Origin of the sequence: Nocardiopsis oceanisediminis (genome assembly GCF_048595525.1) — a bacterium.
Taxonomy (GTDB): domain Bacteria; phylum Actinomycetota; class Actinomycetes; order Streptosporangiales; family Streptosporangiaceae; genus Nocardiopsis_A; species Nocardiopsis_A oceanisediminis.
This window is the reverse complement of the sequence record NZ_JAFMZJ010000001.1, coordinates 4,622,299-4,635,666: the sequence shown is the minus strand read 5'-3', so window position 1 is coordinate 4,635,666 and position 13,368 is coordinate 4,622,299. Positions and strand designations below refer to the sequence as shown.

Annotated in this window: 10 protein-coding genes; 5 read left to right on the top strand and 5 right to left on the bottom strand. The window is 76.0% G+C overall.

Going from position 1 to position 13,368, the window contains the following annotated elements:
- Positions 1-55 precede the first annotated feature (55 nt).
- Entirely contained in the window at positions 56-673 is a 618-nt protein-coding gene (locus J0910_RS20455; protein ID WP_420160161.1) for a TetR/AcrR family transcriptional regulator, read from the bottom strand.
- A 157-nt stretch (positions 674-830) separates the two neighbouring features.
- Between J0910_RS20455 and J0910_RS20450 the strand changes: the two genes are divergently transcribed.
- On the top strand, positions 831-1,742 hold the full coding sequence (locus J0910_RS20450) for an ABC transporter permease (RefSeq protein ID WP_420160160.1): 912 nt from the start codon (positions 831-833) through the stop codon (positions 1,740-1,742).
- Positions 1,729-2,559, top strand: a complete 831-nt coding sequence (locus J0910_RS20445) for an ABC transporter ATP-binding protein (protein ID WP_420160159.1) — start codon at positions 1,729-1,731, stop codon at positions 2,557-2,559. Before J0910_RS20450 ends, J0910_RS20445 begins: the two co-directional genes overlap by 14 nt.
- 217 nt (positions 2,560-2,776) lie before the next feature.
- Here J0910_RS20445 and J0910_RS20440 read toward each other — a convergent pair whose 3' ends face one another.
- The 3 genes from J0910_RS20440 to J0910_RS20430 form a co-directional block, all read right to left on the bottom strand.
- On the bottom strand, positions 2,777-4,531 hold the full coding sequence (locus tag J0910_RS20440) for a class I adenylate-forming enzyme family protein (RefSeq protein ID WP_420160158.1): 1,755 nt from the start codon (positions 4,529-4,531) through the stop codon (positions 2,777-2,779).
- Positions 4,532-4,643: 112 nt separating this feature from the next.
- A complete protein-coding gene (locus tag J0910_RS20435; RefSeq protein WP_420160157.1) occupies positions 4,644-5,735 on the bottom strand; it encodes an alcohol dehydrogenase catalytic domain-containing protein in 1,092 nt (363 codons plus the stop codon).
- Between the two features lie 195 nt (positions 5,736-5,930).
- A complete protein-coding gene (locus J0910_RS20430) occupies positions 5,931-7,058 on the bottom strand; it encodes a S1 family peptidase (protein WP_420160156.1) in 1,128 nt (375 codons plus the stop codon).
- A 406-nt stretch (positions 7,059-7,464) separates the two neighbouring features.
- Here J0910_RS20430 and J0910_RS20425 point away from each other — a divergent pair, with 406 nt between their 5' ends.
- Entirely contained in the window at positions 7,465-8,094 is a 630-nt protein-coding gene (locus tag J0910_RS20425) for a TetR/AcrR family transcriptional regulator (protein ID WP_420160155.1), read from the top strand.
- 487 nt (positions 8,095-8,581) lie between these two features.
- On the opposite strand, the gene J0910_RS20420 is transcribed toward J0910_RS20425, so the two are convergent.
- On the bottom strand, positions 8,582-10,111 hold the full coding sequence (locus J0910_RS20420; RefSeq protein ID WP_420160154.1) for a PucR family transcriptional regulator: 1,530 nt from the start codon (positions 10,109-10,111) through the stop codon (positions 8,582-8,584).
- Between the two features lie 628 nt (positions 10,112-10,739).
- On the opposite strand from J0910_RS20420, the gene J0910_RS20415 reads away from it, so the two are divergent.
- The gene (locus J0910_RS20415) at positions 10,740-12,233 is read left to right on the top strand and encodes a sodium:solute symporter family protein (RefSeq protein WP_420160153.1); all 1,494 of its coding nucleotides are present in this window, start codon (positions 10,740-10,742) and stop codon (positions 12,231-12,233) included.
- Positions 12,234-12,324: 91 nt separating this feature from the next.
- Positions 12,325-13,272 carry an agmatinase gene (gene speB / locus J0910_RS20410; protein WP_420160152.1) on the top strand — a complete coding sequence of 316 codons (948 nt, stop codon included), beginning with the start codon at positions 12,325-12,327 and terminating at the stop codon, positions 13,270-13,272.
- Positions 13,273-13,368 lie beyond the last annotated feature (96 nt).

Below are 13,368 nucleotides of genomic sequence, written 5' to 3'. Positions count from 1 at the left end.
GGCCCCTGCGGGGCAGGGGAATCCGGGATGATCCCGGCACCGGGGGACGGCGGGGTCAGTCCTCCCCGGACCGGACCAGGGCGGCCACCGCGCCGCGGGCGAGCCGGTCGAGGTGGTCCGGGCGGAGCTCGCCGCGGATGACCGCGAGCCGCCAGTACACCGGGCCGAGGATCACGTCCAGGGCGAACTCCGGGTCGGTGCCGGCCGGCAGCTCGCCGCGCTCGACCGCGCTGCGGATGACCACCCGCCCGATCTCGCGCTGGGTCCGGCGGAGCGCGCCCTCCAGGGTCGCCGCGATCTCCGGGCTGCGCGCCGCCTCGGCGAGCAGGTCGGGGACGATCTGCAGGGCGAGCGGGTGGCGCAGGGCGTGCACCGCCGCGCCGATCAGCTCGCGCACGTCGCCGGGGAGCGAACCGGTGTCGGGTACCGGGGTGACCTGCTCGGCCGCGGCCGAGACGACGTCGATCACCATCTCCAGCTTGGACTTCCAGCGCCGGTAGACCGCGGTCTTGCCGACGCCCGCGCGCTTGGCGACCGCCTCGATCGACAGCCGCCCGTAGCCGGCCGACGCGAGTTCGGCGAAGACGGCCGCGCGGATGGCGCGGGTGACGTCCTCCTGCAGGACGGCGGCACCGGCGGGGGCGCGTCGCGGGGTCTTCTCGGCGTCGGACATGTCCGAGATCCTAGCGTGCGGCGGCGTAGCGACGAAACGGTTGCGTTCCGTCCTGGAGTCGCCTAGTCTCTCCTCGCGGCGATACGGTGCCGTTCCGACGCGGGTCCGCCACCGCTCCGCCCCGAACCCCGCGCACTCCCCGGAAAGCGAGCCGAGCGTGAGCACACCCGAGCCCTCCGCCGCGGCGGCCGCGCCGCCGCGCCCGGAGCCGTCGGCCGCGGAGCTGGCCGCCCGCTACGGACTGAAGGCCAGCGGCGCGCGCCCGCGCCTGGGGCGCTACCTGGCGGACGTGTGGCGCCACCGCCACTTCATCGACGCCTTCGCCCGCGCCCGGGGCAGCGCCAAGTACAGCAGGGCCAACCTGGGCCGGCTGTGGGAGGTCGGCACCCCGCTGCTCAACGCCGCCGTCTACTACCTCATCTTCGGCCTGCTGCTGCAGACCGACCGCGGCGTCGAGGACTTCGTCCCGTTCCTGGTGACCGGCGTCTTCGTGTTCACCTTCACCCAGGCCACGGTGCTGGCCGGGGTGCGCGCGGTCTCCGGCAACCTGGGCCTGATCCGGGCGCTGCACTTCCCCCGGGCCTCGCTGCCGATCGCGCTGGCCGCGGTGCAGGTCCGCCAGATGGCGGTCACCATGGGCGTGCTGCTGGTGATCGTCATGGCCACCGGCCAGGTCCCTCAGTGGAACTGGCTGCTGGCGCTGCCCGCGCTGCTCCTGCAGTCGCTGTTCAACACCGGGCTGGCGCTGGCCTTCGCCCGCCTCGGCGCCAAGGTCTCCGACCTCGCCCAGCTCATGCCGTTCGTCATGCGCACGTGGATGTACGCCTCCGGGGTGATGTACAGCATCGCGGTGATGGCGGCGCACGCCCCCGCGGCGGTCCGGGTCCTGCTCGACCTCAACCCGGCCGCGCTCTACATCGACCTGATGCGGTTCGCGCTGATCGACAGCTTCACCGCCGCCGACCTCCCGCCGTACGCGTGGGGCACCGCGTCCGCCTGGGCGGTGGCGGTGCTGGTCGGCGGGTTCGTCTACTTCTGGAAGGCCGAGGAGAGCTATGGCCGCGACTGAGGGAACCACCGCCACCGCGACCCCCGCCGCGCACCGCGAGGCCGGCCCCGGCGAACCGGGCGCCCCCACCGTCATCGTCGACGACCTGCACGTGGTCTACCGGGTGCGGGGCGCGGCCGGGCGGGCCGGGGGCGGCGGCCCCGCGGCGCTGCTGCGCGCGCTGACCCGCCGCAAGGGCGCCGGCGCCCGCGAGGTGCACGCGGTGCGCGGGGTGAGCTTCACCGCGCGCCGCGGCGAGGCGATCGGGCTGATCGGCTCGAACGGCTCGGGCAAGTCCACCCTGCTGCGCGCCATCGCCGGCCTGCTGCCGCCGGAGAGCGGCCGGGTCTACACCGACGGCCAGCCCTCCCTGCTCGGCGTCAACGCCGCGCTGATGAACGACCTGTCCGGGGAGCGCAACGTGGTGCTGGGCTGCCTGGCGATGGGCATGTCCCCGGCCGAGGTCCGCGAGCGCTACGACGGCATCGTCGACTTCTCCGGGATCAACGACAAGGGCGACTTCATCTCGCTGCCGATGCGCACCTACTCCTCCGGTATGGCCGCCCGGCTCCGGTTCGCCATCGCCGCCGCCCGCGACCACGACGTGCTCCTCATCGACGAGGCCCTGGCCACCGGCGACCGCGCGTTCCGCAGGCGCTCGGAGAAGCGGATCAAGGAGCTGCGGGAGAAGGCCGGCACCGTCTTCCTGGTCAGCCACAGCAACAAGTCCATCCGGGACACCTGCGACCGCGCCGTCTGGCTGGAGCGGGGCAGACTGGTGATGGACGGCCCGGCCGGCGAGGTCGTCGACGCCTACGAGGCCTCCACCGCCGACTGACCGCCGGGGCCGCCCGGCTCCGGCGGGGCGCCGCCCCGGCCGGTCCCCTTCCGGGCCGATCCGGTGCTCCCACCGGTCCCCGCATCCGCCCGCTCGGCGCCCTCGCTGCGGGGTCGGCCGCCCGGGCCACCGGAGGAAGGGGACGCGCACCGCCCCGGCAGGGGCCGGGAGAACGGCGGCGCCCCCCGGGAGGAGCGCCGCCGGGGACGGGCCCCGGTCAGCCCGGGGCCGGGGCGCCGCCGGCCTCCTCCAGCCAGCCGTGGTCCCGCTTGACCCGGTTCTTCAGCAGCTTGCCCGCGGCGTTGCGGGGCAGGTCGCCGTCGGAGATCCGGATGTGCGCCGGGATCTTGAAGGCGGCCAGTCGGCCGTCGAGGAACGCGCGCAGGTCCGCCTCTGCCAGCTCGGCCCCGGGCAGCGCCCGGACCACCGCGCCCACCTCCTCGCCGTAGACCTCGTGCGGCACGCCCACCACCGCCACCTCGGCCACCGCGGGGTGCTCGTGCACCGCCGCCTCCACCTCGGCGCAGTACACGTTCTCCCCGCCGCGGATGATCATGTCCTTGGCCCGGTCCACGATGTAGAGGAACCCGTCCTCGTCCAGCCGGCCCAGGTCGCCGGTGCGCAGCCAGCCGCCGGTGAACGTCGCCGCGGTCTCCTCCGGGCGGTTCCAGTAGCCGTGCACGATCCCCGGGCCGTTGAGCCACACCTCGCCGACCTCGCCGGGCGGCAGCTCCTCGCCGCCGGCGCCGACGATCTTGACGTCCACCACCGCCACCGGGAGGCCCGCGCTGTCCGGGCGCAGCAGGTAGTCGCTGCCGCCGTTGACCGTGGCGGTCGCCGAGGACTCGGTGAGCCCGTAGCCCTGCCCCAGCATCAGGTCGTGCATCCCGGCGCGGGCCCGCGACACCAGCGCCGGGGGTGCCGGGGCGCCGCCGCTGGCCAGTGTCAGCAGGCTGGACAGGTCGTGCTCGCCGAGCCTCGGCGAGGCGAGCATCTGCGCGATCATCGCCGGCACCGCGGTGATCGCGGCGACCCGCTCCCGCTCGATCAGCCGGAGCGCCTCCTCCGGGTCCCACTTGTACATCAGCACCAGAGCACCGCCCTTGGCCAGCGTCGGGTGCATCACCGACTGCGCGCCCGTGGTGTGGAACAGCGGGACGACGCAGAGCACGACGGGGGAGGCGACCGCTTCGAGGAACGCCTGCGCGTCGCCCATGTCCAGCCCCAGCCGCATCAGCGCGCGCATCCGCGCGTAGTCGGCGGAGAGGTGGTTGGAGATCATGTTCCGGTGCGAGCCGACCGCGCCCTTGGGCCGGCCGGTGGTGCCGGAGGTGTAGAAGATGTTGGCCGGGTCGTCGGGGGCGAGGTCCGTCTCGGGCAGCCGGACGTCCTCCGCCACCTCGCCGAGCACCTCCCGCCAGGCGCGCGCCCCCTCCGGGAGCGGGTCCGGGGCGCGCACCGCGATCACCGGGATCCCCAGCCGCCGCGGCACGCCGCCGAGCGCGGCGATCCGCTCCCCGTCGGCCACCAGCAGCGAGGCCCCGCTGTCGGACAGCCCGTACTCCAGTTCCGGCGCGGTCCACCAGGCGTTCAGCGGCACCAGGATCGCGCCGAGCGCGGCGGCCGCGTAGTAGGCGATCACCCATTCGGGGTAGTTGCGCAGCGCCAGCGCCACCCGGTCGCCCTTGCCGACCCCGTACTCCGAGGCCATCCGGTGCGCCATGGTGGCGGCGTGCCGGTAGAAGTCGGCGTGGCCGAGGCGCTCGTCGCCGTAGACCAGGGCGGGGGCGTCGCCGTAGGAGCGCATCCGCTCCAGCGCGGCGCGCAGCGTCGGGTCGGCGTTCCGCCACACCCGGGTCGGCACCCCGTTGATCTCGGCGATCTCCATCTCGTAGGGGCTGCCGCGGTGGAGCAGGCGGTTGGTGACGGCGGTGAGGGAGCGGACGGGGCGGGCGATCGGGGCTTCGTGCATCGGAATTCCTTTCCGACTGTCCGCGGGCCCTCCCGTCCGGGGAGGCGCCGGCGGGGGCCGAAGGGGGTGCTGGACGCCGGATGACGGTTCGGGGAAGGGGAGGGCGCCGGGGTCAGTCGAAGCGGATCAGCGACCTGCCGCCCCGCCCGGCGCGCATCCGCGCGAAGGCGTCGGGCAGGCCGTCCAGGGCGGTCTCGTCGGTGACCATCCCGGCGAGGTCGATGCCGCCGTCGCGGACGTGCCCGGCCAGTACCGGGATGTCGCGCTCGGGGTCGCAGGAGCCGTACACGCAGCCGCGCAGCGTGCGGGCGAAGTGGAAGAGCTCCAGGGCGCCGAAGGAGACGGCGTCGTCCTTGGCGCCGACGCCGACGACGGTGGTGGTGCCGCCGCGGCGGGTCATCCCCCACGCGCTGCGGATCGCCGCGGAGGAGCCCACCACCTCGAACGCGTGGTCGGCGCCGCGCCCGCCGGTCAGCGCCCGCACCTCCTTCGCGCTCTTCTCCCCGGCCGGGACGAAGTGCGAGGCGCCCAGTTTCAGGGCGAGCCGCTCCTTGGCGGGCGAGGCGTCCACCGCCACCACCGGGCCGGCCCCGGCCAGCCGGGCGGCCTGCAGCACCGCCAGGCCCACGCCGCCCAGCCCTACCACCGCGACCGACTCCCCGGCGCGCACCCGGGCGGAGTTGGCCACCGCGCCCCAGCCGGTGAGCACCGCGCAGCCGAGCAGCGCGGCGGCGCCCGGGTCCACCCCCTCCGGCAGCGGCACCACGGCGCGCGCCGGGACGACGGTGGCCTCGGCGAACGCGCCGGTCCCCAGGCCGGCGTAGACCGGGGTGCCGTCGGCGAGCTCGGCGTAGGGGGCCAGCGCGGCCTCGCCGGAGCGCTCGCACAGGTAGGGCTCGCCCTGCTCGCAGAACCAGCAGGAGCGGCAGGGCGGCGCCCAGTTGAGCACCACCCGGTCGCCGGGGGAGACGTGCCCGACACCGGGGCCGACGGCGTCCACGGTGCCGGCGCCCTCGTGGCCGAGGACGGCGGGAAGCGCCTGGGGGAGCGTCCCGTCGGACAGCGACAGGTCGGAGTGGCACACCCCGGCGGCCGAGAGCCGGACCAGCACCTGCCCGGGACCGGGGTCGGGCAGCGCGATCCGCTCGATGCGGGGAGGCGCTCCGACGGCGGTGAAGAGTGCGGCCCGGACGGTTGTGCTCATGGACGGCTCCCGCGCAGTTCATCGAAGAGGCCGGCGGTGCCCAGCGGCCGCCGCCGGCCCGGGGTGAGCGCGAGCCTAACAAGACCAACCGGTCGGTCACCAGAGGCGTCCGGGAAAACGCGGACGGGCGGCGGCCCGCGCCGGGCCGCCGCCCGCCTCGGTGGAGCGGTGAGCGGAGAGGAGCTCAGGAGGAGGTCAGCCGGTGGTCAGGGTGAGGCCCCACTGGCTGAGGATCGGGTTGATCGGCTGGTAGAAGGTGGTGCCGCCGGACCGGCAGTTGCCGCTGCCGCCGGAGGTCACGCCCTGGGCCTGGTTGCCGCTGATCCAGGAGCCGCCGGAGTCGCCGGGCTCGGCGCAGACGTTGGTGCGGGTCAGGCCGTTCACCGTGCCCTGCGGGTAGCGCACCGTCTGGTTCTTCGCCTGGATGGTGCCGCAGTGCCAGCCGGTGGTGGAGCCGGAGCGGCAGATGGAGGCGCCCACGGAGGCCTCCTGGCTGCCCCGGACCAGCACCCGGCCGCCCCGGTAGTTGTTCACGTACGGGCTGGGGTTCCAGCCGGAGTTCACCCGCACCCAGCCCATGTCGCGGCCGGGGAAGATGGAGCCGGCCACGGTGCCGCTCTCGCCGGAGCCGCCGGTGACCCTGGTGCCCTGGGAGCCGCAGTGCCCGGCGGTCGCGAAGCCGCCCCGCACCGAGAACCCGATCGAGCAGCGGCTGCCGCCCGGGTAGTAGGCGTTGCCGCCGACGATGTCGCCGAAGGTCTCGGGCTGCTCGGCGCCCTCGTCGACCCGGACCGGCACGCCGTCGACGCCGGCCTCGTCCAGCAGCGTCTCGGCGGCCGCGGCCTCACCGTCGAGCACCGTCACCACCAGCTCGTTGGCGGCGGGGTCGACGTACCAGCCGGTGACCCCCTCGATCGCGGAGCCCAGCGAGGACTCCTCGGCGTTGAGGTCGGAGACGGCCGAGTCCAGCTCGTCCTCGGAGGCCTCGACGACGCGGGTCTCGGCACCGGTGGCCTCGACGGCCTCGGCCGCCGCGGCGTCGGTGACCGAGACGGTCAGGACCTGGGTCTCGGCGTCGAAGACGGCGCCGGCGAAGGAGTCGCCGGCGGCCTTGCGGGCCTCGGCCTCGGTGCCGCGCGCCTCGGTCTCGGCGTCGAGCAGGTCGGCCGCCTGCGAGGTGGACATGTCCATGCCGGAGGCGAGCGCCTCGGCGGGGGAGGTGTCGGCGGCCTCGTCAGCGGAGGCCGCGGCGGGGGACGCGGCGATCATGCCCAGTGCCAGGGCCGATGCGCCGAGGAAGGAGATATAGGGGGATTTCCGCACTGCCTTGCTCCTAGCGGGTGGAAGAAGCGAACGGTCGAGCGGTCGGGGCGCCGTCCAGTGCGACGGACGGCGGACGCCGTCCGAAGGCCCGGTCTTGTGGGTCGGGCCTCCGGCTCACCGACGGTCGGTGAACGATTGGTGACTATAGGGCGGCACTGCGCGCCGCGACACGGCCCTTACGCAGGGTGTCCGCCCCGGCCGGGCGGCGCGGGGGCCGGGCCTGTACCGCAATTCCCCGGCTAGAGGGGCAAAGTGTCCGGATGCGGCCAACCGTCCGATACAGAGCGCATTCGTGCGCACACCCGTCCGGGCCTGCCCGGACCGGCCGAGCCGGGGCGCTCCGGGACCCGCCGGCCGCCGCCTCCCCGGGCGGCGCGGCGCGGCCGGGTCGATAGGGTCGGGAGCCGTGAGCACGAAGCAGAGGCGACTGCCGCGGGAGATCCGCGAGCAGCAGATGATCGACGCCGCGATCAGGGTCTTCTCCCGCAGCGGATACCACTCTGCCAGCGTCGAGGAGATCGCCGAGGCGGCCGGGATCTCCAAGCCGATGGTCTACATCTACCTCGGTTCCAAGGAGGGCGTCTTCACCGCCTGCATCCGCCGCGAGGCCGACCGGCTGCTGGAGACCGTGCGCGCCGCCGTCGAGCCGGACGCCGCCCCCGAGCAGCGGCTGTGGGCCGGGCTCCAGGCCTTCTTCCAGTTCGTCGCGGACAACAGGGAGAGCTGGATCGTCCTCTACCAGCAGGCCCGCACCGAGGGGCAGCCGTTCTCCACCGAGGTCTTCCAGACCCGCTGCCGGGTGATGGAGGAGATCACCGCGCTGGTCGTCTCCTCGACCCGCTCCGCGGAGGGCGCCCTGGTCTCCGAGGCCGACGCCGAGATCCTCGCGCACATCGCCGCGGGCGCCGCCGACTCCCTCACCGACTGGCTCCTCGCCCACCCCGAGGAGACCCCGGAGACCCTCACCCGCCGCGTCATCGGCCTGGCCGTCACCGCCGCCCGCCGCCACACCCCGGCCGAGCCCGCCGGGGCCTGACCCCGCCGCCGAACGCCCGGCCGACCGGTCATGGGCGGCCGGCCCGGTCCGCCCCCCGCCGCTCACCGGAGCGGCCCTCCGCCCGGCGCCGTCGTGCTCCGCACCCCCGGCGGCAGGGGTGGCGGCCCGCATCGTTCGGCCGCCCGGGGCGTGCACGCCTCCGCCGCCCCCCGTGCCGGCATCGAAGAACCCGGTGACGTCCCCGCCGGCGGCGCCCACCGGGCGGTGCACCGCCCGGATCGCGGTGGAACCGCTCGACCTCACCGCCGCGGGGGCGGCGGCGGAGCCCCGGTCCGCCGACTCCTCCGGGGAGCGCCGCCCCTCGCCGCGGGGGCCGGGGCCGTGCGGGGCGGGGAGCCGGCCGGCTTGCGCCGGCGGGCCGGGCGCCGTCCGCCCGCCCCCCGCCGGACCGGCGGCCCGGTCCGCCGGTCTCCGCCCTCGGCTCCGGGGCGTCCGGGCGGCGGCGGAGCCGGCCGCCCGCCGGGGGTCAGCGCCGGGTCAGGGCGAACCACATGCGCATCCGCTGCTCCGGGTCGGACAGGTCGATGCCCAGGTCGCGCTCGATCCGGCCGATCCGGTAGCGCACGCTGTTGCGGTGCGCGCCGAGGTCGGCGGCGGTCCGGTCCCAGTTGCCGTTCCGCGCCAGCCAGGCGTGCAGCGTCGCGCGGAGCACCGCCGCGTCGGGGGTGTCGGCGGCCAGGGCGCCCAGCACCCGCTCGGCCGCGTCCCGCGCCGCGGCCTCGGGGAAGAGCGCGTCGAACGGGTCGGCCCGCTCCCGGGCGAGCAGCGGGCGGTCCGCGGCGCGCGCCCGGACCAGCAGCGCCTCCGCCTCCCTGGCGGCCGGCGCCAGCTCCTCCGGGGGGACGGCGCGGCTCAGCGCGCCGAGCCAGCCCCGCTTGTGCAGCGCGTCCAGCAGGTCGGCGCGGTCCTCCTCGCCGCCGGCCCCGCCGACGACCGCGCGCAGCCGGTCCCGGCCCGCCTCCACCACCTCGCTGCCCAGCAGCGCGGCGGCCTCCGCGGCGGCGGCCGGCCGCCGCCGGCCGGACCGGGCCGCGTACAGCACCCGGAACCCGCCGTCCGCGCCGTCCCCGCCGGCCTCCCGCTCCGCCTCGGCGGCGTCCGCTCCCGGCGGCGGGGCCAGCAGCGGGGCCAGGTCGGCGCCCGGCACCGGGCCGCCGTCCAGCAGCAGCCGGCAGAGCAGCGGGCCGGCCGCGGACCGGCCGTCGTCGTCCCGGGAGAGCAGCCCGAGCAGCGCCACGGCGGTGCCCAGCACCGCGCGGTCGGTGGCGGTCAGCGCGTCGGGCCGGCCGACGACCAGCACCCCGCGGCTCCGCTCGCCGACCGCGTGCAGGAACACCTCGTCCGCGCCCAGCCGGGACTTGGCGCTGCGCGGGCCGCGCGGCCCGCGCAGCCGGGCCGCCAGCTCCGAGACCTCGCCGCGGAGCGGCGGGTGCGCACCGGAGTGCACCGCCTCGCCGGAGCCGCCGAGCAGCACCGACCAGCAGTCCAGCGCCCCGGAGAGCGTGCCGAGCACCCGCTCGGCCGGGGCGGGCGCGGTCACCGAGCGGACCAGGGCCCGGTGCGCCTCGCTCAGCCGGCGCATCGCCTCCACGTGCCGTGCCTCCAGCAGTTCGCCGACGGCGCGGCCGACCGCGACGAACGGCGTCTCCCGGGCGACCTCCACCAGCGCCAGCCCGTGCTCGCCGCACCGCTGCACCAGGGCGGCCGGGATCTCGTCGAAGACCGGCGTCACCCCGAACCCGAGGGCGCCGGCCCCCGCCTCGACCAGCACCCGCACGAAGCGCTCCAGTTCCTCGGGGGAGGGGGACATGTTCACCCCGGCGGTCAGCACCAGCTCGCCGCCGTCCAGGTACGGGGCGGGGTCGCGCAGCTCGCTCACCGCCGCCCAGCGGATCCGCGGCCCGGGGCCGGGCGGCAGCACGATCGGCCGCAGCCCCAGGTCGCGCCGGTCCAGCAGGCTCTGCAGCGGAATGCTCCGGCGGTCGTCCTCGCGCACCGGGCGGCCCTCCTCTCCCCTCGGCTCGCGGCCCCCGGCCCTCGGCCGGGGAACCCGCCCGGCGGCCCTCCCCGGGGCCGGGCCGCCGCGGCACCCATGATCCTCCAGGCGGAGGCGGGGAGCGACCCGATCCGCGCGGAACCGCCCGGCCGCGGCCGGGCGGCGCCACCCGGTGCTCCCGCCGCCGTGCCCGGCGGCCGGACGCCCCCCAGGGGCGGCGCCCGGACGGGGCTCCCCCGGGGCACCCGGCCGGTGCGGGGAAAGCGGATGGACCGGGGGACGGGAGCGGGGCCCCGCCGGCCCCGGAGGGCCCGGTCCGCCGGGGCCGCGCACCGCAGCACCGCACCGGGCTCCGGCCGGGGCGGTCCCGGGCGGGGGAGGAGGGGGAGCGGCGCCGTTCCGCGGTCCGGCTCCGCCGCCGGCGGGGCGTTTCGGCCGGGTTTCGGCGGGGCGCTCCGGACCGCTCCGGCGGTGCGAACCGTACGGAGAGTGCGCCCGGACTGTACTGAACATCCAGTTACAGGGCGGCTTATGCCGTCTTAACGTGCAGGGATCGGGTGATCTGCGCCTCTGGGGCGGGTCATTCGGGCCACCCTCGATCCCCCCACCCCGCGAGCAAGGAGCACCCATGACGATCGACGCCGCGGTGGTCGCGCTGTACCTGTGCGGCATGGTCGGACTCGGCTGGTGGGGCATGCGCCGCACCCGGAACCGCTCCGACTACCTGGTCGCCGGGCGCCGGCTCGGCGTGCTGATGTACTCCGGCACGATGGCCGCCGTCGTCCTGGGCGGCGCCTCCACCATCGGAGGCATCGGCCTCGGCTACACCTACGGCCTCTCCGGCGCCTGGATGGTCGGCGCGATCGGCATCGGGATCATCCTGCTGCACGCCTTCTTCGCCCGCCGCATCTCCCGGCTGAAGGTCTACACCGTCGCCGAGATGCTGGACCTGCGCTACGGCGGCAACTCCCGCGCGGTGTCCGGGCTGGTCATGTGGGGCTACACCTTCATGCTCACGGTCCCCTCCACGCTGGCCTTCTCCACCGTGTTCAGCGGCCTGTTCGACATGCCGCGCACCGCCGCGATCATCCTCGGCGGCGCCATCGTGGTCGGCTACTCCGCGCTCGGCGGCATGTGGTCGGTGACCATGACCGACATGGCGCAGTTCGTGATCAAGACGATCGGCCTGCTGCTCATCCTCACGCCGGTCGCCGTCTGGCACGCCGGCGGGTTCTCCGGCATGCACGAGGCGCTCGGCGACGCCCACTTCGAGCCGTTCACCATCGGCGGCGGCACCATCGTCACCTACTTCCTCATCTACGCCCTGGGCATCCTCATCGGGCAGGACATCTGGCAGCGCGTGTTCACCGGGCGCAACGACCGCACCGTCACCGGGGGCGGCCTCGGCGCCGGTGTCTACTGCCTGGTCTACGCGGTGGCCGGCGCGCTGATCGGCACCGCCGCCGCGGTGCTCTTCCCGAACCTGGGCAACCCCGACGACGCGTTCACCCTGATGGTCTCCGACACCCTGCCCGTCGGCCTGGCCGGCCTGGTGCTCGCCGCCGCGCTGTCCGCGGTGATGTCCACCGCCAGCGGCGCCCTGATCGCCTGCTCCGCGGTGACCTCCACCGACCTGTGGCCGCAGCTGCGCCGGCTGCGGGCCCGCGACGGCGCCGAGGCCGGCCGCGACGGCGAGCCCGCCGACGAGGTCGCCTCCAACCGGATCTTCACCCTCGTCCTGGGCGTCGCCTCGATCGGGGTGTCGCTGCTCGTCGACGACGTGGTCGCCGGCCTCACCGTGGCCTACAACATCCTGGTCGGCGGACTGCTGGTGGCCATCCTCGGCGGGCTGGTGTGGAAGCGCGGCAACCGCACCGGCGCGCTCGCCTCGATGCTGGCCGGCTCGGCCACGGTCATCGCCACCATGGCCGCCAAGGGCATGACCGCCAACGAGCCCATCTACTACGGCCTCGGCGTGGCGCTGGCCGTCTACGTCGCGGTCAGCCTCGCCACCAGGCCCACCGACCCCGCGGTGCTCGCCGCCTGGCAGCGCCGGGTCCGCGGCGAGGAGGCCGCGCCCGAGCCCGAGGACGGCGCCGCCCCCGTGCCCGCCGCAGACTGACACCCCCGCCCGGGCCGCAGGCCCCGGGCCGCCCGCACGCCCGCCCCGGCTCCCCGGGGCCGGCCCCCGACAGAGAAAGGCGATGACAGCGATGTCCGCACCGATCGGCCCCACCGACTCCAGCCGCGTCCCCCGGTTCGCCGGCCCGGCCACCTTCGCCCGGCTGCCCCGGCTGGACCAGGTCGACCACGCCGGGATCGCGGTCGTCGGCGTGCCGTTCGACACCGGCGTCTCCTACCGCCCCGGCGCCCGCTTCGGCCCCTCCTCCATCCGCGACGCCAGCCGCCTGCTCCGCCCCTACAACCCCGGCCTGGACGTCTCCCCCTTCGCCGAGGTGCAGGTGGCCGACGGCGGCGACATCGCGGTCAACCCCTTCTCCATCGGCGACGCGGTGGAGACCATCCAGGACGCCGCCACCGGGTTCGCCCGGGCCGGCACCCGGCTGGTCACCCTCGGCGGCGACCACACCATCGCGCTGCCGCTGCTCCGCGCGCTGCACGCCCAGCACGGCCCGATCGCGATGCTCCACTTCGACGCGCACCTGGACACCTGGGACACCTACTTCGGCGAGCCCTACACCCACGGCACCCCGTTCCGCCGCGCCGTGGAGGAGGGCATCCTGGACACCGAGGCGATCAGCCACGTCGGCACCCGCGGCCCGCTCTACGGCAAGAAGGACCTGGAGGACGACCGCCGCTTCGGCTTCGGCATCGTCACCTCCGCCGACGTGATGCGCAAGGGCGTCGACGAGATCACCGACGCGCTCCGCCAGCGCATCGGGAACCGGCCGCTGTACGTCTCGGTGGACATCGACGTCCTCGACCCGGCGCACGCCCCCGGCACCGGCACCCCCGAGGCCGGCGGCCTGACCAGCCGCGAACTCCTGGAGATCCTGCGCGGGCTGTCCACCTGCAACCTGGTCGGCGCCGACGTGGTGGAGGTCGCCCCGGCCTACGACCACGCGCAGATCACCGCCACCGCCGCCTCCCACGTCGCCTACGACCTGGTCAGCGTCCTGGCGCTGAACAAGGGCGCCTGACCCGGGCGACGAGCACGCGACCGCGCGGCCCCGCGCCGCGCGGTCCCCGGCCGCCCGGCGCGGCCGCCCCGGCCACCTCTCCACCCGAAAGGCGAA